This is a genomic window from Paraburkholderia sp. BR13439 (genome assembly GCF_040948805.1).
Taxonomy (GTDB): domain Bacteria; phylum Pseudomonadota; class Gammaproteobacteria; order Burkholderiales; family Burkholderiaceae; genus Paraburkholderia; species Paraburkholderia youngii.
In genome coordinates, this window is the sequence record NZ_JBFPKN010000009.1 from 84,488 (window position 1) to 106,928 (window position 22,441).

General features: G+C 58.8%; 24 protein-coding genes. 17 read left to right on the forward strand and 7 right to left on the reverse strand.

Annotation, left to right across the window (positions count from 1 at the left end; translation table 11 throughout):
* Window positions 1–191: 191 nt before the first annotated feature.
* Together AB3X96_RS19060 and AB3X96_RS19065 are read left to right on the forward strand one after the other, a co-directional pair.
* Window positions 192–899, forward strand: a complete 708-nt coding sequence (locus tag AB3X96_RS19060) for a dienelactone hydrolase family protein (protein ID WP_368590899.1) — start codon at window positions 192–194, stop codon at window positions 897–899.
* A 528-nt stretch (window positions 900–1,427) separates the two neighbouring features.
* Window positions 1,428–2,129 carry a GntR family transcriptional regulator gene (locus tag AB3X96_RS19065; RefSeq protein ID WP_176125414.1) on the forward strand — a complete coding sequence of 234 codons (702 nt, stop codon included), beginning with the start codon at window positions 1,428–1,430 and terminating at the stop codon, window positions 2,127–2,129.
* Between the two features lie 106 nt (window positions 2,130–2,235).
* Here AB3X96_RS19065 and AB3X96_RS19070 read toward each other — a convergent pair whose 3' ends face one another.
* The 7 genes from AB3X96_RS19070 to AB3X96_RS19100 form a co-directional block, all read right to left on the reverse strand.
* Window positions 2,236–2,781 carry a flavin reductase family protein gene (locus AB3X96_RS19070; protein ID WP_368590900.1) on the reverse strand — a complete coding sequence of 182 codons (546 nt, stop codon included), beginning with the start codon at window positions 2,779–2,781 and terminating at the stop codon, window positions 2,236–2,238.
* Window positions 2,782–2,880: 99 nt separating this feature from the next.
* Window positions 2,881–3,552 carry a 4-carboxy-4-hydroxy-2-oxoadipate aldolase/oxaloacetate decarboxylase gene (locus AB3X96_RS19075; RefSeq protein ID WP_368590901.1) on the reverse strand — a complete coding sequence of 224 codons (672 nt, stop codon included), beginning with the start codon at window positions 3,550–3,552 and terminating at the stop codon, window positions 2,881–2,883.
* The gene (locus AB3X96_RS19080; RefSeq protein WP_368590902.1) at window positions 3,549–4,226 is read right to left on the reverse strand and encodes an RraA family protein; all 678 of its coding nucleotides are present in this window, start codon (window positions 4,224–4,226) and stop codon (window positions 3,549–3,551) included. Before AB3X96_RS19080 ends, AB3X96_RS19075 begins: the two co-directional genes overlap by 4 nt.
* Window positions 4,227–4,228: 2 nt before the next feature.
* Complete coding sequence (locus AB3X96_RS19085; protein ID WP_176125417.1) at window positions 4,229–4,891, reverse strand: RraA family protein; 663 nt, start codon at window positions 4,889–4,891, stop codon at window positions 4,229–4,231.
* A 10-nt stretch (window positions 4,892–4,901) separates the two neighbouring features.
* The gene (locus AB3X96_RS19090; RefSeq protein ID WP_176125418.1) at window positions 4,902–5,906 is read right to left on the reverse strand and encodes a protocatechuate 3,4-dioxygenase; all 1,005 of its coding nucleotides are present in this window, start codon (window positions 5,904–5,906) and stop codon (window positions 4,902–4,904) included.
* A 27-nt stretch (window positions 5,907–5,933) separates the two neighbouring features.
* The gene (locus AB3X96_RS19095; RefSeq protein ID WP_176125419.1) at window positions 5,934–6,947 is read right to left on the reverse strand and encodes an amidohydrolase family protein; all 1,014 of its coding nucleotides are present in this window, start codon (window positions 6,945–6,947) and stop codon (window positions 5,934–5,936) included.
* A gap of 58 nt (window positions 6,948–7,005) precedes the next feature.
* Window positions 7,006–7,965: a 2Fe-2S iron-sulfur cluster-binding protein gene (locus AB3X96_RS19100; protein ID WP_368590903.1), complete on the reverse strand. Its 960-nt coding sequence runs from the start codon at window positions 7,963–7,965 to the stop codon at window positions 7,006–7,008.
* A gap of 273 nt (window positions 7,966–8,238) precedes the next feature.
* Here AB3X96_RS19100 and AB3X96_RS19105 point away from each other — a divergent pair, with 273 nt between their 5' ends.
* The 15 genes from AB3X96_RS19105 to AB3X96_RS19175 all read left to right on the forward strand — a co-directional run bounded on the left by AB3X96_RS19105 (window position 8,239) and on the right by AB3X96_RS19175 (window position 22,260).
* On the forward strand, window positions 8,239–9,381 hold the full coding sequence (locus AB3X96_RS19105; protein WP_368590904.1) for a glycosyl hydrolase: 1,143 nt from the start codon (window positions 8,239–8,241) through the stop codon (window positions 9,379–9,381).
* An 82-nt stretch (window positions 9,382–9,463) separates the two neighbouring features.
* A complete protein-coding gene (locus tag AB3X96_RS19110; protein WP_176106750.1) occupies window positions 9,464–10,648 on the forward strand; it encodes an acyl-CoA dehydrogenase family protein in 1,185 nt (394 codons plus the stop codon).
* Window positions 10,649–10,657: 9 nt separating this feature from the next.
* Window positions 10,658–10,963 (forward strand): hypothetical protein, encoded by a 306-nt coding sequence (locus tag AB3X96_RS19115; protein WP_368590905.1) that lies wholly within the window; start codon window positions 10,658–10,660, stop codon window positions 10,961–10,963.
* 59 nt (window positions 10,964–11,022) lie between these two features.
* On the forward strand, window positions 11,023–12,276 hold the full coding sequence (locus AB3X96_RS19120; protein WP_368590906.1) for a Rieske 2Fe-2S domain-containing protein: 1,254 nt from the start codon (window positions 11,023–11,025) through the stop codon (window positions 12,274–12,276).
* A gap of 7 nt (window positions 12,277–12,283) precedes the next feature.
* The gene (locus AB3X96_RS19125; protein ID WP_368590907.1) at window positions 12,284–13,078 is read left to right on the forward strand and encodes an amidohydrolase; all 795 of its coding nucleotides are present in this window, start codon (window positions 12,284–12,286) and stop codon (window positions 13,076–13,078) included.
* 26 nt (window positions 13,079–13,104) lie between these two features.
* Window positions 13,105–14,208 (forward strand): zinc-binding dehydrogenase, encoded by a 1,104-nt coding sequence (locus tag AB3X96_RS19130; protein WP_368590908.1) that lies wholly within the window; start codon window positions 13,105–13,107, stop codon window positions 14,206–14,208.
* A 46-nt stretch (window positions 14,209–14,254) separates the two neighbouring features.
* The gene (locus tag AB3X96_RS19135; protein ID WP_368590909.1) at window positions 14,255–15,100 is read left to right on the forward strand and encodes an amidohydrolase; all 846 of its coding nucleotides are present in this window, start codon (window positions 14,255–14,257) and stop codon (window positions 15,098–15,100) included.
* Between the two features lie 240 nt (window positions 15,101–15,340).
* Window positions 15,341–16,399 carry a Rieske 2Fe-2S domain-containing protein gene (locus AB3X96_RS19140; protein WP_368590910.1) on the forward strand — a complete coding sequence of 353 codons (1,059 nt, stop codon included), beginning with the start codon at window positions 15,341–15,343 and terminating at the stop codon, window positions 16,397–16,399.
* Window positions 16,400–16,434: 35 nt separating this feature from the next.
* Window positions 16,435–18,015, forward strand: a complete 1,581-nt coding sequence (locus AB3X96_RS19145) for an FAD-dependent oxidoreductase (protein WP_368590911.1) — start codon at window positions 16,435–16,437, stop codon at window positions 18,013–18,015.
* 37 nt (window positions 18,016–18,052) lie between these two features.
* The gene (locus AB3X96_RS19150) at window positions 18,053–19,393 is read left to right on the forward strand and encodes an MFS transporter (RefSeq protein WP_368590912.1); all 1,341 of its coding nucleotides are present in this window, start codon (window positions 18,053–18,055) and stop codon (window positions 19,391–19,393) included.
* 62 nt (window positions 19,394–19,455) lie between these two features.
* On the forward strand, window positions 19,456–20,628 hold the full coding sequence (locus AB3X96_RS19155; RefSeq protein ID WP_368590913.1) for a mandelate racemase/muconate lactonizing enzyme family protein: 1,173 nt from the start codon (window positions 19,456–19,458) through the stop codon (window positions 20,626–20,628).
* A gap of 68 nt (window positions 20,629–20,696) precedes the next feature.
* Window positions 20,697–21,212: a hypothetical protein gene (locus AB3X96_RS19160; protein WP_368590914.1), complete on the forward strand. Its 516-nt coding sequence runs from the start codon at window positions 20,697–20,699 to the stop codon at window positions 21,210–21,212.
* Window positions 21,209–21,403, forward strand: a complete 195-nt coding sequence (locus AB3X96_RS19165; RefSeq protein ID WP_087738133.1) for a hypothetical protein — start codon at window positions 21,209–21,211, stop codon at window positions 21,401–21,403. The genes AB3X96_RS19160 and AB3X96_RS19165 overlap by 4 nt, the downstream gene beginning before the upstream one ends.
* Before the next feature lie 119 nt (window positions 21,404–21,522).
* A complete protein-coding gene (locus tag AB3X96_RS19170) occupies window positions 21,523–22,059 on the forward strand; it encodes a hypothetical protein (RefSeq protein ID WP_368590915.1) in 537 nt (178 codons plus the stop codon).
* Between the two features lie 12 nt (window positions 22,060–22,071).
* Entirely contained in the window at window positions 22,072–22,260 is a 189-nt protein-coding gene (locus tag AB3X96_RS19175) for a hypothetical protein (protein ID WP_176106741.1), read from the forward strand.
* The last annotated feature ends 181 nt before the right edge of the window (window positions 22,261–22,441 follow it).

The following is a 22,441-nucleotide window of genomic DNA, read 5'->3' on the forward strand; positions in this document are numbered from 1 at the left end:
CAATCGCCTTTGTGGAACCGCACTTCGGCGAATGGGTTAATGCACTTTTCCTCCTGTTCAACATCGTATGGTTGGATTACATAATGCGCAGATTCAACAGGAGCATGCCCGCGCGCTGACACGGTGCCGATAGAACAGGAAACGGGGTAGTGGCGCTATGCTAGCGGTTTCGTCTACTCGAGGAGCGACCGATGACCCAACACGCAGGTTCGATGATCACGTTCAACCGTCCCGACGGCAAGCAGCTACAGGGCTATCTCGCGAAGCCGGAAAAAACCGCCGGCGCACCCGCAATCGTCGTGATCCAGGAATGGTGGGGCTTGAACGACCAGATTCGCGGCGTCGCCGATCGCCTCGCGAAAGCCGGCTACTTTGCGCTCGTGCCCGATCTGTATCGCGGCAAGTCGACGGTCGAAGAGGACGAGGCGCACCATCTGATGAGCGGCCTCGATTTCGGCGATGCCGCAACGCAGGATGTGCGGGGCGCGGTGCAGTATCTGCAGCAGCACGCTGCGAAGGTCGGCGTGACCGGCTATTGCATGGGTGGCGCGCTGACGTTCCTCGCGCTGTGCAACGTGCCTGAACTGGCGGCCGGCGTCGTCTGGTATGGCTTCCCGCCGCTCGACTATATCGACGCGTCGAAGATCAAGGTTCCGGTGATGGGCCACTGGGGTCAGCAGGACGAGTTCTTCGCCGCCGACACCGTCGACGCGCTCGAAAAGAAACTCACCGACGCGAAGGTCGACATCGAGTTTCATCGTTATCTGGCGCGTCACGCGTTCGCGAACGAAACGGCGGTTGGGTCGGGCCGCATTGCGAAGACGCAATACGATCCGGTCTGGGCGCAGCAGGCGTGGGATCGTACGCTGACGTTCTTTGGCCGCACGCTGTGGAAATGAGTTGGTGAATGGTGGAAGCGGACGGCCGCGCTGTTTTTTTGCAGCGCGGCCGTTTTCTTATGCAGTCTTTTCCGAGTTTGCGAGGTGCGCTTCAAACCCTGCGTGTTCAATAGCGTTGCCAACATGGCGGATGTGGACTATTTGATTTGGCGCAAACGTAGTTTTCCTTATCGGATGCGTCTCTCGAGAATTGCATTTGAAAGCAAAGCCAACATAAAATGCTAAACGCTATTGGAATCCTCGGTTAAATTGTAGAGCAGCACTTAACTCGGCAGACGGTGTCCGTTCATTTCGCTGTTCGCGACCTGAAAGCATCATTCCCCCGGTCGGGAACGGGCGACATCTTCGCTGACATTGTCTGACCGGTCGAGCACGGGCAAATACAGTTAAGCACCTACCTAATACCCAAGGTGAAATTCGCGAGCCCGAGGCAACACGGAGGGCGGCGAGCGTCCGGGCCAAGGGCCGGCTGCGACGTGTCGTTGAGGTTGACGTTTGCGTCGGGATATTCTGAGATATAATACGAAAATGAATACGATTGCGATCCTAGGCCGAGTGACTTCCGGCGAACTTCAGGAACTGGACGGCAGTGATTTTCCGGCTCAGGTAGCGGCAGAGACACGCAAACTGATCAACCGGGGAGTGCTTGCACCCGGTTTCCAACTACGACAGTCCGATCTTGCCGAGCGCTTCGGAATTAGCCGAGTGCCCGTGCGTGAGGCGCTGAAACTGCTCGCCGCTGAAGGCATCATTGAACACGATCCAAATCGTGGGTTCTTTGTCGCCCAATTGTCGAGCGACGAAGCGCGGCAACTATATCGGATGCGGCAACTGCTTGAAGCCGAATTGCTGATGACCATCGAGTGGCCGACGCCCGCGCAGATGAAGCAACTCAAGGCAATGCTCGCGGATCTGGAGCATTTGCTCGGTGCAGGTAATCGCGAAGGCTGGATCGAGCAGCACCGCGCATTTCACGACATGATTTTCGATCTGTCACCGAACAAGGTGCTTAAGCGCGAAGTGCTGCGATTGATGCGATTGACCGATCGCTATCGTGCATTGGCCGCAGATATCTCAGCGAACCCTGAACACCGCAATGCGAATATCGAGGCGCGGTTGGTGAAGGCGCTGCAGAGTAAGGATAAAGACTTGCTGCTCGCCACTTACGAAAAGGGCCGATCAATTGTTTTGAGCGGCTTGATGGCGGTGCTTGCGGCCAGAGAGACCTGATCGATAGAAGGGGCGCCAACGGTGCCCCTTTTTTCATCTACAGCCGGTATCGCGCAACGTGTTTGTCATTTGACGCCGACGCGAAGACGCCTGCCACATTGCTAAATTAATCGGACCCCCAGTTCGAGATCCAAAGCATGTCGTGGAAATCGACGGCCTTATTGGTTTGAAATTCACCATAGGAACCCTGCGAATACAGTAGCGGGGTCTTTGCGTCCGTATTAATGGCGGTTCCCAACACGTGGCCAAAAATTACGGCATGCGTGCCGATTTCGACGATACGTTCGACGCTGCAATCGAAATTCACCATCGCCGTGGCCAACGCCGGGGCGCCGGTCCTGATGCGATTCCACGTGCCGGCCCGGAATTTTTCCTCAGGCGAGATAGGGCGAGAAAACCGTTGTGCCAATTCCTGCTCGCTGCGCGCTAGCACATTGACGACGAAATGACCGGTCGCCTGCACGTGTGTCAACGAGGAATTCGCGCGATTGATGCAGACGAGCAGGATAGGGGGCGCAGCACTCACGGAAGTCACGGCGGTTGCTGTCATACCAGCAAGTGGACCGTCAGCGTCAGAACCGGTCGTAATCAAACACACGTGCCCGGTGAGGCTGCGCATGGCGCGCCTAAATTCAGATTCTTCGATGCTCAATTGCGCCCCCAGGTCATCACAATTTGGTGACACTAAAAGAAACACGGGTGGCGTCCCAAAGACGGCCGCCCGTGAGAGAGACTCGCACCTCTCAGCTGGTTACTGGTCCCAGCCGAAGATACTGAGCGTGCTTTCGCCTGCCTCGAGCCGTTTCAACTGCTGTGCTTCTGCGGCCTCACGTGCTTCCGACGCTCCGATAGCGGTTGCGACCTGCTCGCGGGGAATGCAGACGACACCATCTTCGTCGCCGACGATCAGGTCACCTGCATTGACGGTCACGTCGTCGAGTCGGATCGGTGCGTTGATCCAGCCACGGGCGCCAAAATCTTTTCCGGTGCCCCGGATACAAAGTCCTCGAGCGAAAACTGGGAACCCGATCTCGGACAGCAGTCGCTGATCACGAACACACCCGTTAATGACGAGACCTGCAAGGCCGCGAACCTTTGAGGCCGTTGACATGATCTCACCCCAGTACCCATGCTCATACGCTTCGCTTACAGAGACGACCAGAACATCGCCCGGCTGTGCGGCGTAGATCGCCCGATGCAACCACAGGTTGTCACCACCCGGCGAATGGACGGTCACAGCAGGGCCACACACCTTGAAACCCGGTGCCACAGGGTGGATTGCAGCCGGCAGCGCACCGATCTTTCCAGCCGCTTCATGCAGCGTGGCAGACGGCAGTTTGCCCGCCGACTTGATCAGTTCGGTATCCGGACGTTGAATGTCGAGTCGTGTCGTCTCTGCTGGGTTCAAGCGCGGGCCGGTCATGCCTTGCTCCCAGTGGTGCGCGTTTGCAATTGATGGTACTTGAACTGCTTGCGCGCTTCGTCGAGGCGCATGCCCGACGCGACTGCTGCACGAATCGCTTTTTCTGCTGCGTCGATTTCTTCCGCAGCGGCGAGCACACGCTCTTCGTGTTCTTTGGGAATCGAAATAACGCCATCGGCATCACCGCGTAGCAGGTCACCCGGAGCAACCCGTACGTCGCCGATGTTGACCGGCACGTTCGTGGCTTCGACTTGCACGCGATCCTTGCCAGTGCGCATCCAGTTGTCCTTGGAGAACACCGGGTAACCGAGTGACAGGCAGAGATGGACGTCGCGGTTGATGCCGTCGATCACCGTGCCGGCGATGCCGCGACGGTGTGCAATTTCTGTCAGGATGTCGCCCCAAACGGTGGCATCGGTGCGACCGCCGTTGTCGAGAACAATCACGCTGCCGGGCGGCACGTCGTCGATGAAGTCGCCGACCGTGCCTGCGGGAGAAGCAGCCGGGCCGTAGAGGATCGTGAATGCACGACCAGCCATGCGGAAGGACGGGTCACGGGGCTTGATGCGGCTGCACTGGCCGTTGAGACCCAGACGATCGAGAGCGTCGCTTAGCGTTGCCGTTTCGAGTTTTGCTGCACGAGCAACGTTCTTGTCTTGTTCGAATTCGGACATGACTAATCCTTAAGCATGAATTCGTAGTTGCCGCCCATCACTTCGTGGATGGGGGTGCCTGCCAGTACAGCCTTCGCCATCAGGGCTTCACGGGCCACGATCGACTCGGCGGTTTCGATCACGCGTGCAACGTTGGCCGCGCTGATGAAGATCACGGCGCTGCTGTCGGCGATCACATAGTCACCGGCTTCGACGGCGGTACCGAAGACCTCGACCGGAACGTTGACGCCCTTCTCGACGATGCGACCGCGGGCAGTGCGGGCGGTGAACGCGTTCGCGAACACCGGCAGATCCATCTCGCGGGATTCGTCGATATCACGGACCGGGCCGTCGGCGATCACGCCAGCGATGCCGCGAACCTTGGCGCCCAACGAGAGGATGCCGCCCCACGAACCGGCTTCGACGCCCGTGCGCTGCTCGACAACGATCACGTCGTCGGCGCCGCCGAGTTCGATCGCGGTGGTGCCGAGGTGACGCGGCGGGCCTGGAGGCGGATCGCCAACACCGAGTTTCATCGTGATCACGCGACCTGCGATCCGCCTCGTGCCCGACGCCTGCTGCACACCGCTGACGACGCCGGTCAGACCGAGTTTGTCCAGCGCATCCGAGACGGCACAGCAGTCCAATCGCCGAAGGCGGTGGACGTATTCGTCTTTGCTTTTCATTTGTTAATCCTTATTGCTGGTCCGGCGACTTCCAGTAGACGAAACCCATCGCGTTGCCGGTGCCGGCTTCGCTGCGATAGCACGGCACGTAATCGACCACCGTCATGTCGAAGCCGATTTCGTCCATTACGCCAGCGACCGGAATCCAGTTCTTGATTTCCGACGTGCCTGCCTGGAAGATCGCTTCATCAAGTTCGAAGACCGGCGAGAAATCATGGTTCTTCATCGCGCTCAGGACCAACTGGTCGACGCGCTCGTCGATCACGAAGTGCGTCAGACCGCCCGAGGCGATGACTGCAACGCGTGCATCCGTGTCCCACGACTGAATAGCGCGACCGATCGAGCGACCGAACGCGTGGCAGCGGGCAACGGTAGGTTGATTCGGCGGGTAGAACGTGTTGACGAGCACCGGCACGGTCGGGATCACCTGATCCTTCATCAACTGACGGAACACGAACCCGAACGCGTGCGGCGTCTCGGTTTCCGACAGACGCTGAAGGGCTGCGACGTCGAACTGATCGTTCATCGCGGTCTTGATGATGTGCTTCGCGAGTTCGGGAACGCCGGAGTAACTCGCGGTATCCGGCATATAGCCCGGCATCGCGTGACGCACACCCGGGGGCATCGTCTGAAGTTTCTCGTGGCTGATCATGTTGTTCACGATCGTCGGGCCACACATCACGCTGAGTGCAGGGATGCAGTCGGTATCGAAGATTTCCATCTGATCGTTGCCGACGATCACAACGACGTCCGGCTTCGCTTCGGCGAGAACCCGCGCCATCTCCTCAATGGCTGCGAGACACTGGGCGTGCCTGGCTTTCCATACGTCGAGCGTGATCTGTTTCCCGAGGTTCTCGGCACGCCGATAATCGACGAGTTCATCGAAGGACCACTCACGGCCCTCGAAGTGATGCTTACTCAGTCGGTCATCGGGTACACGAGCGCCCCAGGTTTCAGGCGGCGTCACGAGCATGGGACCGTGCGATGTCCCCATTCCCAGTACGATTTTTGCCATGGTTTCGAGTCCTGTGGGCGCCGGGAATTATTCGTAATCCGCGAGGTCGAGCTTGAAGAAATCGCGGGCATTGCCGAAGAAGATCTTGTCCTTCTCCTCCTGCGACAGCCAGTCGAAGCCCTGGATGTACGGCTTGATGTCGTCGAACGTGCGGCCCGTATCCGGATTGATCGCCGAGCCGACGCCCGGGCACTCGGCACCGAACAGGCAGCGATCGGCACCAACGGTCTTGATCAGCAGGCGCAGCGACTCTTCCGAGTAGAGCACGGTGTCGTAATACAGGTTGCGCATACCTTCGAGGAAGTTGCGGCCGGCGCGTGCGCCACCCGACTGGAAGCGACCTATCTGATATGGGATCGAGCCGCCGCCGTGCGAGATCATGATCTTCAGCTTCGGGAAGTCCTTGAATACGTTCGAGTTGACGAGGTTGAACACCGCGATCGTTTCTTCATTGATGAAGTGAACGGTGTAGGGCGAGCGAGCCGAATGTGAACCCGTAGCGTGGATGTGCGCCGGAATGTCGAGTTCGCACAGCTTTTCGTACAGCGGATACCAGTAGCGCTCACCCAGCCCCGGGGCTTCGCTGCCGCTGTTTTCGAACGGATCGGGGTTGAGCAGCACGCCCTTGAAGCCGAGTTCCTTCACGCCGCGTTCGAGTTCCGGCAGCACGGTTTCGATCGGGTCGCCCGCAACTTGCGGCAGGCCGCCGACACCGATAAAGCGCTTCGGCAGCAGCTTGACCGTGCGCGAGATGATGTTGTTCGTTTCTTCGGTGAACCAGTGTACGAGTTTGCCCGGCTTCTGACTGTGCATCATCTGGAACGGCCGCGGCGACAGCAGCTGGACGTTCGTGCCCACGCGATCGAGCATGTCGAGATGGCCGACCGGCGCCATTTCCTTCTTGTTGGCGTAGTGCAGGATCTCTTCGTCCGTCACTTCCGGCATCCTGCGACCATGCTCGCCGCGATGCGAGAGGATGTGTGCCTTGTAGACCCAGAGTTCGGCGGGCGCGCTGACGTGACCGTGGCAATCGATAATCACTTACTTGTCTCCTTGACTTAACGTGAGATGTGGGCGACGTCGTCGCCCGGTGTTCTACTTACAGATCGAGGACGAGACGGTCGCCCTTACAGCCAGAACAGCAAATGATCATCGTGTTGTTCGCAGCCTTTTCGGGCTCCGACAGAATGGCATCGCGGTGATCCGGCTGCCCTTCGAGCACGCGGACTTCACACGCGCCGCACACGCCTTCTTCACAGGAATAGGAAATCGGGATTCCCGCGTCGCGCACGACGTTGAGAATCGTCTTGCCCTGCGGGACCGTCAGGGTTTTTCCGCTCTTGCGCAATTCGATGACGAAGTTTCCATCGAGCGCGGCTTCCTGCTTCGCGGAGAAGTATTCGACGTGAACCTGTTCCTGAGGCAGCGATGCACACGCGGCTTCGAACGCCTCGAGCATCGGGCCGGGGCCGCAGCAGTAGAAGTGAGCGGTAGACGGTTCGTTCCTGACGACGTCCGCGATGTTGAGGAATGTGCCGGCCTCGGCATCGACGTGAACCAGCGCGCCTTCGAAGCTTTTCAATTCCTCGGCAAACGCGACGTCGACGCGTTCACGGCACGAGTAATAGATACGCGGCGATTGGCCGAGCTCTTTCAGACGACGGGCCATACACAGAATAGGTGTAATCCCGATGCCGCCGGCGACCAGGACGGTGTGCGCGGCATCTTCATTGAGCGGGAAATTGTTGCGAGGTGCTTCGATCTGGATGAGATCGCCGACACGCATCGTTTCGTGCATATAGCGCGAACCGCCGCGCGACTGCGGATCGAGTTTGACGCCGACCACGTACGAACGCTGTGTCAGGCTGTTGCTGTATTCCAATAGCGAGTACTGACGGGTCAGGCCGTTCGGCAAAACGACTCCGACGTGAGCGCCCGGTTCCGCCCCGGGCAGCAGGTTGCCCTCGGGGTCTTCGAATGTGAAGGCCAGCGTGTTCCGGGCGAGATAGTTGATCGCCGTCAAACGCAGGGTCATCACTTCATTCAGTTGTTCACTCATGTCACCTCCAAAATCGTAGAACGCGGGGAACCGCGCAAACGGCGCGCAAGAATCACACATCACGCTTCCTTGTTTAATAACCTCTGACGTCAGAATCACGGGGCACTGAAAGTTCCGTGGGCCGTTTGACGCGTAATTCTTTTTTGCATATTATTTGGCCTGACCAGAAAAAAGTCAAAGCCTCTTCGGCGCAGAGTCTGGCGGAAGCTGTAGCGACTACGTTTCTGAGGAAAACAGGCGACATCACACGGGGTATTCCCCTAGGGAGGAGAAATGATCGCAGTTCTGACCACCAACGGTGGAACCGTCACGTACGGTGAGGGTGCGGCAACGACGCTGTTGGTCGCCACTATTCGCGGCATGCTCGTGTTCGAGCGTGCTGACGCCAATGCGCCGTGGAAGCTCACGCGCAAGGCGCTGGAAGATCGCCACGTGAGCGCGCTGCTCTACGTGCCGAAAGCGGGTCTGTTGTTCGCGGGCGCACACGGCCAAGGCAGTCTGTCGGTCAGCAAGGACCTCGGGTTGACGTGGGAACCGGCCAACAACGGGCTGAACAGCACGCATATCTACACGATGGCGCAACAGGAGCGCGATGGCCGTACCGTTCTGTTCCTGGGCACGGAGCCGTCCGCGCTTTATCGCAGCGACGACCTGGGTGCGACGTGGGTCGAAATCCCCGAGATGATGACGGTGCCGGACCAGGACAAGTGGACGTTCCCGCCGCCCCCGCACATCGCGCACGTAAAGAACATCGCGTTCCATCCGGCCGAACCGGAGACGCTCTATATCTGTATCGAACAGGGCGCGCTGCTCAAGACGGTCGATGACGGCAAGACATGGACCGAGCCGCGTAGCTACGAATCGGAAAACGACAAGTTCTATCACGACAACCACCGCGTGCTGATTCGTCCGTCCAATCCCCGGCAGATGTTCATGTGCGGCGGCGAAGGCCTGCACTACAGCGCAGACGCAGGCGAGACGTGGGTGCACCTGATGACGCGTCAAGACCTCATCGGTTATCCCGACGCGATGTTCATCGATCCCCGCAACGAAAACGTTCTGTACCTCGGTGGCCCGGGCAACGCGCCGCGTGACTGGGGTGCACGGAAGTCGGCGGATGCCACGGTTCTCAAGAGCACCGATGGTGGCGTCACCTGGGACCATATGCGTAATGGTTTGCCCAAGGAAATCATCGGCAACATCGAGGGCATGGGCCTCTATCAGTGGGACGACAGGATCATGCTCATCGCCGGTACCGCGACGGGCGAGATATACGCGACCGAGAACGACGGAGAAAGCTGGTACGCGATCTCGGAAGACGTGCCGCCGATCTCGAAGGGTGGTCACTACCGCTGGTTCCTCGATGCCAAGGAACGCATGAACGTCGAAGGTCGTTACGGCCGCAACGAACACTGATCCGGCCACAGCGGCTAAACAAAAACTATTCCGCGCGCCGGTTCCTCGAGCGCGGCGCAGCAAGCCTTAACAGGAGAACGCCTTGAGTCGTATTGCTAGTCACGAGGACGCCCTCGCTATCGCTCGCGGTTTGCACAACGTGATTCGTTCACGTGTCAAACAGACCGAAAGTGATCGCGTGGTGCCGAAAGAAACCATCGACGCACTACGTGAGTCGGGTCTTTTCAACATCATCACGCCGAAGTCGTTTGGCGGTTCCGAGTTGGGCTTCACGACGCTCGTCGAAGTCACGGCAGAAATCGCGTCGGCTTGCGGTTCGACCGGTTGGGTGTTCGGCGTGCTCGCCGGTCACAGCTGGATGCTGAACCTGTTCCCGTTGAAAGCACAGCAAGACGTGCTGGGCAAAGGCCACGCGCTGACGGCCACGGTGTTCCGCCTCGGCGGCACGATTACCGAAGTCGACGGTGGCTACAAACTCGTGAACGGTGAAGGGCGTTTCTGCTCCGGTATCGATCACGTGGAGTGGGTCATCGTCGGCAATGCGGTGCAGCGCGAAGACGGCCCGCCCGAACCGCGTTTCTTCGTGATCCCGCGCTCGGACATCCAAATCGTCGATGACTGGCACACCGCAGGCTTGCGTGGCACCGGCAGCCGCACGATCAAGGTCGCCGAAGCGTTCATCCCGGCACACCGTTCGGTGTCCGTCAAGGAAATGATGACGGGCAATGTCGAAGGCGCCGATGCCATGCGCGCTCCGATCTATCGCATGCCGTTCCATAACGTCACGCCGTTCTCGCTGATCGGTGCGCCCCTGGGCATGGCACGCGCGGCAATCAAATCATTCACCGAAGGTCTGGCGCCACGTCTGAAGGCAATGCCGGCTGACCAGATGGCAGAGCAGTCCGCAACGATCGAACGTCTCGCACACGCGACGGCGGATCTCGACGCGGCCTATGCGTTGATTCTCGAAGACACACGTCGCATTGACACAGCAGAAAGCGCAAAGTCGCTGACGCCGCTCGAATGGTCGCGCATTTCCCGCGATTGGGCATATTCGGCGCAAACGGCTCGTCGTGCGGCCAACAGTTTGTTCGAAGCCGCGGGTGGCACCAGCATCTATAACGCGTCGGACCTCCAACGAATCTGGCGCGACGTCAATTCGGCCGCGCAGCATTTCGCATTCACGTGGGACAGCGCACTGACGAGTTATGGACGTCAGGCACTCGATCTGCCGCCTTCGAACTTCGGCCCTGGTCCCAAGAAATAGGAGTTATCAATGAACGTGGATGATCTTCATTCAATCGAGGATTACTCGCCGGAAACGCTGCGTCAGATTATCGAACGGGTGGAGAACTCGCGCACGTTCGAACAGATGATTTATCGCGAGTCCGAACTGGACGAAGTCTGGCGACTGCTCGACAACGATATCGCTGCGGAAGCACGGAATGCCGCGAACTCGGCCGAAGGGCAGCACCTCGTGGCGCTGCGCAATCTGGTCATCGAAGCGCACGATCTGATCGGCAACGAAAGTAACACCGTAGACGCTCGCGAGCGACTGCTAAAAGCGGTCGCACTCGTTTAAGGCCGACGGGGGATTTCGGTCTCCCACGCAAATTCACATATAAGAGATTAGGAGCAAACATGCTTTCCCGTGAAGACAACGACGTTCTGACTCAAGTAGGAAAAGGCACCCCGAACGGCGACATGATTCGTCAGTTCTGGATTCCGGCGCTGCTCACATCGGAAATTCAGGAGCCGGGTGGTGCGCCCAAGCGCGTGCGTCTGCTGGGCGAAGATCTCGTGGCGTTCCGCGACAGCGACGGCAAGGTCGGCCTGCTCGAAGAACAGTGCCCGCACCGTCGTGCATCGCTCGCGCTGGGCGACAACTCGGAAGGCGGTCTGCGTTGTCTGTACCACGGCTGGAAGTTCGCGGTAGATGGGCAGTGCATGGACACCCCGACCGAGCCGGAAGATTCGAAGCTGTGCTCGCGTATCAAGGCGATCGCGTACCCGGTGCGTGAGGTAGCTGGCGTGATCTGGACGTACATGGGCGACCCGGCGAAGGTTCCGCAGTTCCCCGACTTCGATTTCCTGTCGTACCCGGCAGAAAAGGTCGCAGCGTTCAAGGTTCTCGAAGACTGCAACTACGCTCAGGCCGTCGAAGGCACGATCGACTCGGCACACGCGGGTGTCCTTCACCGCGAGCAGCCGTGGTCGGCGCCGGCGAAGTACGAGCACGAGCGCGATCTGCGTCCGAAGATCGAAGTCGAATATACGCTGTACGGTTTGCGCTACGCCGGCGTCCGCAATTTCCGGGAAGAGGGCAAACTGCACGCCCGCGTCACGGAAGTGATTCTGCCGTTCTTCACGCTGATCCCGCCCGATGGCTTCGGCGTCCGTAAGAATCGCCGCATGGCCAACGCTTTCGTTCCGCGCGATGACGAATCGACGTGGCACATCCAGTGGTTCTTCGACGAAACGCAGCCGGTCGATATCGAATATCGCATCCAGGAAGGCGGCCACTGGGTCGACGAAAACTTCCGCAAGGAACTCAACATCGACAACTGGTACAAGCAGGACCGCGAAGCGATGAAGACCTCGTCGATGTCGGGCATCAAGGGCATCCTGACGCAAGACCACGCAGTCAGCGAAACGCAGGGCCGCATCCTCGACCGCACGAAGGAACACCTCGGCACGTCGGACGTCGCGGTCGTCGCATGGCGTCGCCAGATGATTCGTTCGGCACGCGCGTATGCGCAAAGCGGTGAACTGCCGAGCGTGCTGACGAACACGATTCCGTGGAATCAGATTCACGCTTCGACAGTGATCTTCCCGAACGACCGCACGTGGAAGGAAGAAGTGCCCCTCAACCCGGACGTCGCTCTGAAGGCCTGAGGTTCGCATGATCGTCGATAGCCACGCTCACGTATCGCCTCATTGGTATGAGCCCGTCGAGACGCTGCTCGATCAGATGAATGAATACGGTGTTGGTCATGCCGTGCTCACGCAGATGATTGGACAGACGGATAACCGGTATCAGCAGGAATGCGTCAAACGATTTCCCGGCCGTCTGTCGAGCGTGGCCTGGGTCGATGTCGAGGACCCGGAGGTTGCGAAAACGATCGAATCGCTGGCCCGTGCCGGTGCCAGCGGTATTCGACTGAGACCATCGGCATGTCTTGACGACGGTCGCCTTCCCGAGGCTTGGCGCGGTATCCAGGCCTCGGGATTGCCAGTGAGCTGCGTTGGATCTGCTGAAGCGTTCAACGCGCCGGGCTTCATTGAATTGATCACCAAATTGCCGGGTACGGCGATTGTCCTCGAGCATCTTGGCGGCAGCAGCACGCCGGCTTCAACGGATGAAGCGCTGGCCCTGCGCCGCCAGGTGTTCAAACTCGCGGCGTTCCCCAACGTGATGCTGAAAGTACCGGGCCTTGGTGAACTATTGCCTCGCGATTCGAAAACCTGGCAGCAGGGCCGGCCGTTTGGTGATGCCCATCCTGCGCTCCTACACGAAGCAGTTAGCGCGTTTGGCGCTGATCGATTGTTGTGGGGCTCTGACTTCCCCGTCGTGAGTTCACGCGAGGGATATGGTCTGGCGTTGAAACTCACGCGTCAGGCACTCGTGGGACTGACGAATGACGATCTCGACGCGATCTTTGGCGGCACCGCCCTGCGCGTATTTTCGAAAGCCTGAGATTGAAAAACTAGTAGGAGACAGACATGACGAAGAAGGTATTGGCCGCGGTTAAGACGGATGTCGAGACCACCGAATTGCGTGAATTCGATTATCCGCAAGTGCGCCCCGAGACCGGCATTCTGCGCATCGAAGCCAGCGGCGTCGGTGGCAGCGATCCCGAGTTGTATCGCAAGGCCGGTCACGTTCCGGTGATCATGGGCCACGAGAACGTCGGCACGATCGAAGAAGTTGGCGAAATCGCGGCTAGGCGGTGGGGCGTCAAGCCCGGCGACCGCGTTGCCCTCCATGAATACCTGCCGTGCTGGAATTGCGAGTGGTGTATGAAGGGCGATTTCCGTCTGTGCATGGAGGTCGATTTCTTCAACGTGAAGGATCGTCTGAATACCGATCGATTCGGCATGTCCACCGCCAACAAGCCGCCGCATCTGTGGGGCGGTTACGCGCAGTACATGCACATGCCGCTCAACACGGTGATGCACAAGATTCCCCACGACATGCCGGCCACGCATGCGACGCTGGCCGTGCCGTTCGGCAACGGCGTGCAGTGGGCGTGTCTTGACGGTGGCGCAGGCCCCGGCAAGGTCGTGCTCGTCTTCGGTCCTGGCCAGCAGGGTTTGGGCTGCGTGCTGGCGGCAAAGGCCGCGGGCTCGTACACGGTGATTCTCGCGGGTATGACGCGTGACCAGACTCGTCTCGATCTGTCGCTGCGCCTTGGCGCCGACTACGCGATCAATGTCGAGACGCAAGACCTCGAAGCCGAAGTGATGCGTATCACGAAGGGCCGTGGCGTGGACGTCGTTGTCGATACCACGGGCGATCCCAAAGGCGAAATCGTCAAGCAGGCGATCGCGCTGGCAGCGAAGGGCGCCTACCTGAGCCTGAACGGCCTGGAACAGCACGTGCCGATCGGCGAGATCAAGAAGCGCTATCTGACGGTCCGTGCACCGCGTGGCCGTAGCTATGCGGCTGTGGAACTGGCACTGCGCTATATCGGTTCGGGCCGCTATCCGATCGACGAGGTGTGCTCGCACACCTTCGGACTCGCACAGACACACGAAGCGATCCTGGCGACGGCCGGGCGTGGCGTCGAAGGCGCTATCCACGTCTGTGTCGATCCGTGGAAATAACGCCCTACCGTTTGTTGATATCGAATTTTACAGAGAAGGTAACGTCATGATCGATAGTCACGCCCACCTGATTTCCACGAACGTGGAGAAGTATCCGCCGTCGCCTTTGAGCGGCACGCTCGAAGCCAACGCATTCGACAACCCGGTGACGGCCGAACGCCTGATCGACCTGCTCGATGCAAATGGTGTCGAGAAGGCGCTCGCGGTCCAGCGCGCTCACCTCTACGGCTTTCACAACGACTATGTGGTGGACTCCGCAGAGCAATATCCCGATCGTCTGCGGTCGCTGTGCATGATCGATGCACTGGCCGACAACGTGGAAGAAACCGTGCGCTACTGGGTTGGCCAGCGTGGCTCGGCCGGCATTCGTCTGACGGAGCCGAACAAGGGCGCGGACTCGAGCTGGTTCGCGTCGAAAGAAGCCATGCGTGCATGGTCGGCTGTGTCGGATCTCGGCGGCTCGGTGCGCCTGCACTTCTATCGCTGGAATCGCGCCGCCGCGCTCGAAGCGCTTCGAGACGTCGTCAAGCAATTCCCGAACACGCCGGTCATTCTCGACCACTTTTCGAACATCGTCGGCGAATCGGGTGCACCGGACTACGGCGTGGACGAAGCGCTGCTCAAGTTCGTCGACTCGCCGAACGTCTACCTGCTGTACTCGATGATCAACCTCGGCAAGCTGAAGGCACTCGAGCTGCCGGCAGCGCCCGTCGTCGAGCGTGTCGTCCGGTCGTTCGGAGCCGACCGCGTGATGTGGGGTTCGGACATCGCGCAGTCGAAAGGTGAGTACAAGGACATGGTTCAGTTGGCAAAGGATTCAGTGTCGTCGCTCTCTGAAGCAGATCAGCGGAAGGTCCTGCACACGACCGCTGAACGCGTGTACTTCAGCTGATATTCGCCCAGTGGATACGGCGTTCCAACAAGAAAAAGCGGGACGCCGATTCTCGCATTTAAGGGTATCCCCGAGTCTTGTCGAGCGGTGCTACAAGATAAGATAAAGAATACCCAATTGAATACTTTCGGCGATCGAGCGCGGTAGAACCGATCCGGGGCAAGTTGGGTCGGCTGTACCGCATGTGTCAGGCAATACGCTCGATTTGTCCGTTCTCGATTCTCTCTGAGGAGACATCAAATGAAATTCCTTCGGAACTGTTGGTACATGGTTGGCTGGTCGAGCGAGTTCTCGGCTACCGACATCGTCCCGTTCACCGTGATGGACGAACCGCTGGCGCTCTATCGCAAGGACGACGGCACGCTCGTCGCTCTGGAAGATCTGTGCCCGCACCGTTTGGCGCCGCTGACGGTTGGCCGCAAAGAAGGCGACGAACTGCGCTGCATGTATCACGGCCTGAAGTTCGCTGCCGATGGTCGCTGCACCGAAATCCCGGGCCAGGAGCGGATTTCGTCGAAGGTCTGCGTGCGCAGCTACCCGATCGAAGAAAAGCACGGTGCCGCGTGGGTCTGGATGGGTGACCCGGCAAAGGCCGACGTCGCACTGATTCCGCCGATCGAAGGTCCGGATAGCGACACGTACTCGATGGTCTGCTCGAAGTTCATCATGAACGGCAATGCAGAACTCGTGGCAGACAACCTGCTCGACCTGTCGCACGCACCGTTCATTCACGAATCGACGTTCGGTGCGAATAACAAGGTGTCGCTGAAGGTTCAGAAGGACGGCGAGACCAAGCGCGGCACGACGGTTCTCGAACGTGGCGTCGTCGCCGATCGTTGGCACATGGGCCGTCCGACGAACCCGTATTTCGATCTGCCTTCCGACGATAACGTGGTCAGCACCTTCCTGGTGCCGGGCGTCTTCATTCTGAAGATCAACTCCTTCGCACCGGGCGTTCAAGATCGTTTCGTCGACGGTAAGCCGAACGAGGAACCGATCTTCCGTCGCTGCACGTGCCAGATGATTACGCCGATCAACGATACGCAATCGATGTTCTTCTACAACTTCGGTCCGGATCATGAGCACGCCGATCTGAAGGAACACGCATTCGGAATCGCCGACGCGGCATTCGCCGAAGACAAGGCAATCATCGAAGCGCAGCAGGCAATGATCAAGAAGGTGCCGGGCCGCAAGATGATCATGCTGGCGATGGATCAGCCGGTGCTGCGTTACAACGAGATTTATGACGGCCTTCGCACGAAGGAAGAAGCCGAGCAGGCAGCATCTCCCGCAGCCTAAGCAGCTCAACCCGCGCCGGTATGTTTAGAGACACGATGGATAACGAAAAGATGGAAGTGAACTGGACCGAGCCCCGATGGGATGAACAGGCCGATATGGTTGTGGTCGGCTATGGCGGTGCGGGCGCAACGTTCGCGTTCGCTGCCGCCGAACAGGGCGCTGACGTGCTCATCCTCGAAAAGGGTGCGCAGGGTGGCGGTAACTCGGTCTGTGTGGCGGGTGGTCTGATCATGACCTCCGTCGATGAAGAAGAGTCTTTCAAGTATCTGAACTGGTTGTGTGCAGGTCAGACCGAGGAGAGCGTTCTTCGTCATTTCGTCGCAAGTCTCAAAGACATACCTGCGTTCCAGCACAAACTGGAATTGCCGCTCAAAGACAACCCGCAGCCGTTCTCGGCCCCGGGTTTCTTTCCCGAGTTCGCGGGCGCCCCGGGTGCCGAGAGCATCAAGGGTATGAGCGTCGTCGCTGCGCCAGGCGGCGCAGGTCTCTATAACGCGATCTCGGCTCAAGCAGAGAAGGCGGGTGCACGTGTCAAGTACAGCACGCGTGTTACGCGTCTGATTCAGCATCCGGTGACGCGTGCGATTCTCGGTGTCGAAGCCGAACGCGAAGATGGCACGACGATCACGATTCGCGGTCGCAAGGCAACGGTGCTGGCCAGCGGTGGCTTCGAAGCGAACGAGGCCATGTGCAAGCAGTTTCTCACCGCATGCCCGATCTATTTCCTGGGCAGCCCGAATCTGACCGGCGACGGCATCCGCATGGCACAGGAAGTCGGTGCCCAGCTGTGGCACATGAACGCCGTGGCAGGCCCGCTCAACATGGGCATCAAGACTAAGGAAGGGTACGTCTACGTCACGTATGACCTTAACAAGGTAGCGGGTTTCGGCTACAAGTCGGGCGCGTTCAAGGACGGCGGCAGTCTGCTGTGGGTGAACCGACAGGCGAAGCGCTTCCACAACGAAACGATCGACACGTCGGTCGTTCAACACGGGTTGGCGAATCGCGACACGTGGCTAGCAACGACGCCGGGCATTCCGGAATTCACCAACGTGCCGGCATTCCACATCTTCGACGAAAAGGTTCGGGCCGGTGGCGCGGCGATGACCACGCTGAATTCGCGCGTACCGCCGTGGAGCCAGGACAATCTCAAGGAACTCGAAGAAGGTCTGATCATCAAGGCCGATACGCTCGAAGAGCTGGCATTGAAGTGCCAATGGCCGGAAATCCCGGGCGTGACCAAGGCAGGTCACCTCGATCCCCAGGCGCTTCGTGAGACGGTCGAGCGCTATAACGAGCAGTGCCGTCTGAATGCCGATCCCGAGTTCGGACGCGAGACGTTCCTGGTGCCGCTCAACGACAAGGGACCGTACTACGCGATCGGACCCATGCTGCCGACGTACCTCAATACCCACGGTGGACCGAAACATGATGCGGGGCAACGTGTTCTCGATCATCAGGACAAGCCGATTCCCGGTCTCTACGCAGTTGGGGAGTGTGGATCATTGTGGGGTCCGTTTTACAACTCGATGGGCGATATTGCGGAGTTCATCGTATCAGGCATGACAGCAGCGAAGACCGCACTTTCCGATAGCGAGGATCGGAAGCTTCGCTGATTGATTACACGGATAACTAACCAGGAGACAGAGAACAATGAGTGAGACCGCAGAGGTGCGAGCGACGTTCGCACCCGCCGAAGCCGCTTCGGATTCGAAAACGTCGAAGGGGGCTTGGTGGATGCTCGCCATTTTGACGGCGACATACGTGGTCTCCTTCATCGATCGGGGCGCGATTTCCCTCGTCGTCGGGCCGATCAAGGAAGACCTCGGAATTTCCGATCTCGAAGTCAGTTGGCTTCTCGGGCTCTCATTCATGCTTCTGTACAGCGTGCTTGGCGTCCCCATGGGTGCGCTGGTCGATAAGTACGAGCGCCGGCGCCTGCTCGGTGGCGCGATCATGGCATGGTCCGCCGTTCAGGTTTTGTGCGGTCTGAGTCAGACGTACGTCCAGTTGTTCGTGACGCGGGTGGGCCTCGGTGTTGGCGAGTCCGCGTTGTCGCCTGGAGCCGCGTCGATGATTCGCGATGCGTTTCCGCCGCAACGTCGCAGCCTCGCGTTCGGCATTTACAACATCGGCCCGCTTCTCGGCACCGGTCTGGCTCTCGGCCTCGGCGGTTTTCTTCTGAAGGCGGCATCGGCGGGTGCATTTGCGGGCCTGCCGCTGGTTGGGGGGCTCAAACCATGGCATTTCGTGCTGCTGGTGCCGGGTCTTATCGGCATTCCGTTCGCCGTGCTTCTGTGGCTCGTACGTGAGCCCGCACGCCGCGACGTCAATGCAGGCAGTGGAGTCACGTATCGTCAAGCGCTGTGTTTCGCGTGGACCAACAAGGCCGTCTACGTTCAACTCTGGGTTGCGATCTGCTTGTACGGCATTGCGGTTGGTTCGCAGATGGCCTGGCTCCCGGAAATCATCGCGCGCACGCTGAATGTCCCGCGTCCGGAGATCGGCAAGGCGTTGGGCGGTGTGGCACTGTTGGCGTCGCCTGCTGGCCTGTTGATCCTGGGCCGTATCGCTGACTGGCTGCGTGAACGCGGCATGATCGACGCACCGGTTCGTGTCGCCGCTGTCACGACGGCTATCGCTGCAATCGTCACCGCATGCTTCCCGCTGATTCACTCGATGAGTGTCGGCCTGATCGCTTATTTCGTGCAGACGTTCATGTTCTCGATGTTCGCGGTAGCAGGCGGCGCAACGATGGCCAACTTCACGCCGGGCAACATGATGGGAAAACTGACGGCGGTCTACTACCTGATCACCAATCTGCTCGGCCTGGCACTCGGGCCCACCGTCGTCGCGCTCGTTGCCAAACTGTTCTCGGGTCCCAATGCACTCGGCGCTTCCTTCGTCGTTTGCTATGTGATCTCGGTAGCACTGGCAGTCATTCTGTTGATCCGTGTCTGTGGTGCACTGCGTCGTGCGGCGGCAAATAGCTGATATCTGGTTCAGAAGTGTCCGGTGGGGGCACTCCTCTCTCGAGTTCCTATAGGTTCAATCCCGTGAAAATTACCCGCGTTGAGTGCGTTCCGGTTTCAATGCCGCTTAAGAAGCCACTGAAGCTTCCGAACGTGACGATCACCTGTCTGAATACGCTCGTGGTGCGTATCTATGCCGATAACGGATTGGTGGGCGTTGCTGAATCTGGCGACACCTCGTCGTGGTATCGCGGTGAAAGCCAGGCCTCGATGACGGCAATGATTTCCGATATTTTCGCTCCGCGAATTCTGCTCGGCGAAGATCCGTGCAATATCGAAAAAATCGTCGGCATGATGGATCAGCTCGCACGCGACAACAATCAGGCGAAAGCTCTCGTCGATTGCGCGTTGCATGACCTGAAGGGGAAAGCACTCGGTCGCCCGGTCTACGATCTTCTGGGTGGCCGCACTCGCGAGTCAGTACCGTTGGGCTGGGTTCTCTCGGCCGGCGATCCGGAAAAAGTGGCAGAGGCAGCAGTCCAGGTTCGGGAGGCTGGTTTCTCGGCCTTCAAACTCAAGGTTGGGCGCCATACGTTCGACAACGATGTGGCGACGGCCCGTGAAGTGCGTAAAGCACTCGGCCCGGACGCGATGATCACGCTGGACGCAAATGGTTCGTGGAATTACGAACAGGCCCTGAAGACGGTGCGTCGCCTGGACGAATACAACCTCGCTTTCATGGAGCAACCGCTGGCGCATCAATACCGCGACAGCATGTCCAAACTCCGCGAGCGCGTGAACACGCCGATTTACGCAGACGAGGGTGCGCAGGAACTTGGCGACCTGCGCGAGATCGCTGAACGTCGCTCGGCGGACGGCGTGATTCTGAAGATTCAAAAGGTGGGTGGTCTGCTCAAGGCGCAACGATTCCTGGCGGCATGCCGGATCTACGACATCCCCGTGTTCTGCTCCACCTTGATCGGCGGCGGTATCGAGTCGGGCCCGAGCACGCATTTGATGGTCTCGGATCAGTGGGCGTGCCAGTTCATGAGCGAAAGCATGGGGCCTCTGGCCGTGCATTCGGTATTCAACAGCGAAGAGATTCCGGCGGGCGAAGATCTGGCAATCGGCGGTCAGCGGTTTGCCCGGGGCCGGGCATATCCGAGCGAAGGGCCGGGCTTTGGATTCGAGGTCGATGAAAAGCTCCTGAACAAAATCATCACGCCGGGCGCAGCCCATCGGGTCGTTCAGGCGTAAACGGGCATTCAGCGGCTGACTCGATTCCGCCGCGTTGCGAAAACTAAAGCCAACAACGGAGACATCTGATGCAAGGTATTAATTCGCCGCCGTGGAAGTACGCTGTCCTTTGGCTCCGGATATATTTCGGTGCCGATTTGCTGTGGTCGGGTTTCCGTTATATCTCCACCGGATGGGTTCCATTCATTCCGGGCACCGGAGGTGCATACGTGCAAGCGCTGGATGCGATTCACATGTTCCCGGTCGTCAAGTATATGGAATGTGTGCTCGGTATCCTGATGCTGAGCAACCGTTTCGTGCTGCTGGCGGCGATTTTCGAGTTTCCGACTTCGGTTTCGATTTTCTGGATCAATACCTTCATCGTTGCGACTCCGCGCCAATTGTTCTCGGGCCCGAATCAACTGCTGATGAATGGTCTACTGATTTTGGCCTACAGCGGCTACATGGCTTCGGTATTTAAGCCAAAACTCACGCCTCTGGCATTGTGGGAAGGGTTCAAGGTCGATATCTGGAAAGAGTCTCTCAAGTTCAAGAAAACACCTGAACCGCGCAGAGATATCGTCGAATCGGGAGAACTGCAATGAAGAGCAACCGGAACCTCTATATCGGTCTCGCGCTGTGTCTGGTCATGACGTGCTGGGTCTTCTTCGGATCGACGGGATTGGGTTACACGGAATATCGTCCTCTGCGCGCGCGTGACATGTTTGGTCTGGCAATTCCGTGGATCTGCGTCATTACTGTACTGATTCGCGATCGCCGTAAAGGCATCGTGTAAAACGGCTCTTAGGTGATGGGAAGTTTCCATCACCTTTGAGATATCCTGTCGTATTGCAATTTCTGCGGCACCATATTTCAACGTTGTACTGCAAGAACCTTTACGGAAATACCCTTCCCATGAATAGCGCGAATTCTTCCCCGTGGAAGTATGTAATCACGTGGTTGCGTCTGTATTTCGGCGCCCACCTTTTCTTCTCAGGTATCCGATTCGTGATCGACGGCTATGTGCCGATGATTCCGGGTCTCGCCGGCCAGTACGTGGCGGGAGCCGATGCGATCGGTATGTATCACTGGGTTAAGTACATGGAAGCGGTTTACGGGGCACTGCTGCTGATGAACCGTTTCGTGTTCCTGACACTGATTCTCGAGATGCCGACGACGGTCACGATTTTCTGGCTGAACACGTTTATCTCGGCGACGCCGCGTCAACTGTTCTCGGGTCCGCAAGAACTCCTGATGAACGGCATTCTGCTGCTCGCATACAGCGGCTACATGGCGGTTTGCTTCCGTCCGACGCTCAACCCGATGTGGCTGTGGGACGGCTGGAAGGGTTTCAGCCTGAAGGGCAAAGGTGGGAGCCTGGTGGGTGTACCCGCCGTCGAACAGCAGCAAAATGTACCCACCTTCGAACAGCGGAAAAAAGAATTGGCTTAAGGAGCACACGCGATGAAAAAGAATACCTGGATCGCAATCGCCATCTGTATCGCACTGACGCTGGCGGCCGTCGACGGCTCGACGGGTTGGGGCTGGACGGAGTACCGTCCGCTGCGTAATTTCGACTACTTCGGCCTCGGCGTCTCCTGGCTGCTCTTCATCTTCGTGCTCGTGCGCGACAAGATCAAGGGCGAAGCATAAGGCTTCGGTCACCGCGGTTCTAGATTCAAGGAAGTCCGGGGAGAATTTTCTCTCCGGACTTTTTTTGTTTATATACGGCTTGGCGTGTCCATCTGCGTTGGGTTCAGCAGGATCGACCTGATGATGTGGCGCAGGGCGCGAGTACGCATGACCCAAGTCGCAGGCGGCTCGTCTCTGATCT

What these genes read in the sequence shown, in the direction of transcription:
- AB3X96_RS19100 (WP_368590903.1), bottom strand. Translation starts at nt 7,965, where the DNA reads ATGAGTGAACAACTGAATGAAGTGATGACCCTGCGTTTGACGGCGATC.
- AB3X96_RS19135 (WP_368590909.1), top strand. Translation starts at nt 14,255, where the DNA reads ATGATCGATAGTCACGCCCACCTGATTTCCACGAACGTGGAGAAGTAT.
- AB3X96_RS19165 (WP_087738133.1), top strand. Translation starts at nt 21,209, where the DNA reads ATGAAGAGCAACCGGAACCTCTATATCGGTCTCGCGCTGTGTCTGGTC.
- AB3X96_RS19075 (WP_368590901.1), bottom strand. Translation starts at nt 3,552, where the DNA reads ATGACCGGCCCGCGCTTGAACCCAGCAGAGACGACACGACTCGACATT.
- AB3X96_RS19125 (WP_368590907.1), top strand. Translation starts at nt 12,284, where the DNA reads ATGATCGTCGATAGCCACGCTCACGTATCGCCTCATTGGTATGAGCCC.
- AB3X96_RS19145 (WP_368590911.1), top strand. Translation starts at nt 16,435, where the DNA reads ATGGATAACGAAAAGATGGAAGTGAACTGGACCGAGCCCCGATGGGAT.
- AB3X96_RS19115 (WP_368590905.1), top strand. Translation starts at nt 10,658, where the DNA reads ATGAACGTGGATGATCTTCATTCAATCGAGGATTACTCGCCGGAAACG.
- AB3X96_RS19130 (WP_368590908.1), top strand. Translation starts at nt 13,105, where the DNA reads ATGACGAAGAAGGTATTGGCCGCGGTTAAGACGGATGTCGAGACCACC.
- AB3X96_RS19170 (WP_368590915.1), top strand. Translation starts at nt 21,523, where the DNA reads ATGAATAGCGCGAATTCTTCCCCGTGGAAGTATGTAATCACGTGGTTG.
- AB3X96_RS19085 (WP_176125417.1), bottom strand. Translation starts at nt 4,891, where the DNA reads ATGAAAAGCAAAGACGAATACGTCCACCGCCTTCGGCGATTGGACTGC.
- AB3X96_RS19105 (WP_368590904.1), top strand. Translation starts at nt 8,239, where the DNA reads ATGATCGCAGTTCTGACCACCAACGGTGGAACCGTCACGTACGGTGAG.
- AB3X96_RS19060 (WP_368590899.1), top strand. Translation starts at nt 192, where the DNA reads ATGACCCAACACGCAGGTTCGATGATCACGTTCAACCGTCCCGACGGC.
- AB3X96_RS19150 (WP_368590912.1), top strand. Translation starts at nt 18,053, where the DNA reads ATGAGTGAGACCGCAGAGGTGCGAGCGACGTTCGCACCCGCCGAAGCC.
- AB3X96_RS19090 (WP_176125418.1), bottom strand. Translation starts at nt 5,906, where the DNA reads ATGGCAAAAATCGTACTGGGAATGGGGACATCGCACGGTCCCATGCTC.
- AB3X96_RS19065 (WP_176125414.1), top strand. Translation starts at nt 1,428, where the DNA reads ATGAATACGATTGCGATCCTAGGCCGAGTGACTTCCGGCGAACTTCAG.
- AB3X96_RS19160 (WP_368590914.1), top strand. Translation starts at nt 20,697, where the DNA reads ATGCAAGGTATTAATTCGCCGCCGTGGAAGTACGCTGTCCTTTGGCTC.
- AB3X96_RS19175 (WP_176106741.1), top strand. Translation starts at nt 22,072, where the DNA reads ATGAAAAAGAATACCTGGATCGCAATCGCCATCTGTATCGCACTGACG.
- AB3X96_RS19080 (WP_368590902.1), bottom strand. Translation starts at nt 4,226, where the DNA reads ATGTCCGAATTCGAACAAGACAAGAACGTTGCTCGTGCAGCAAAACTC.
- AB3X96_RS19140 (WP_368590910.1), top strand. Translation starts at nt 15,341, where the DNA reads ATGAAATTCCTTCGGAACTGTTGGTACATGGTTGGCTGGTCGAGCGAG.
- AB3X96_RS19120 (WP_368590906.1), top strand. Translation starts at nt 11,023, where the DNA reads ATGCTTTCCCGTGAAGACAACGACGTTCTGACTCAAGTAGGAAAAGGC.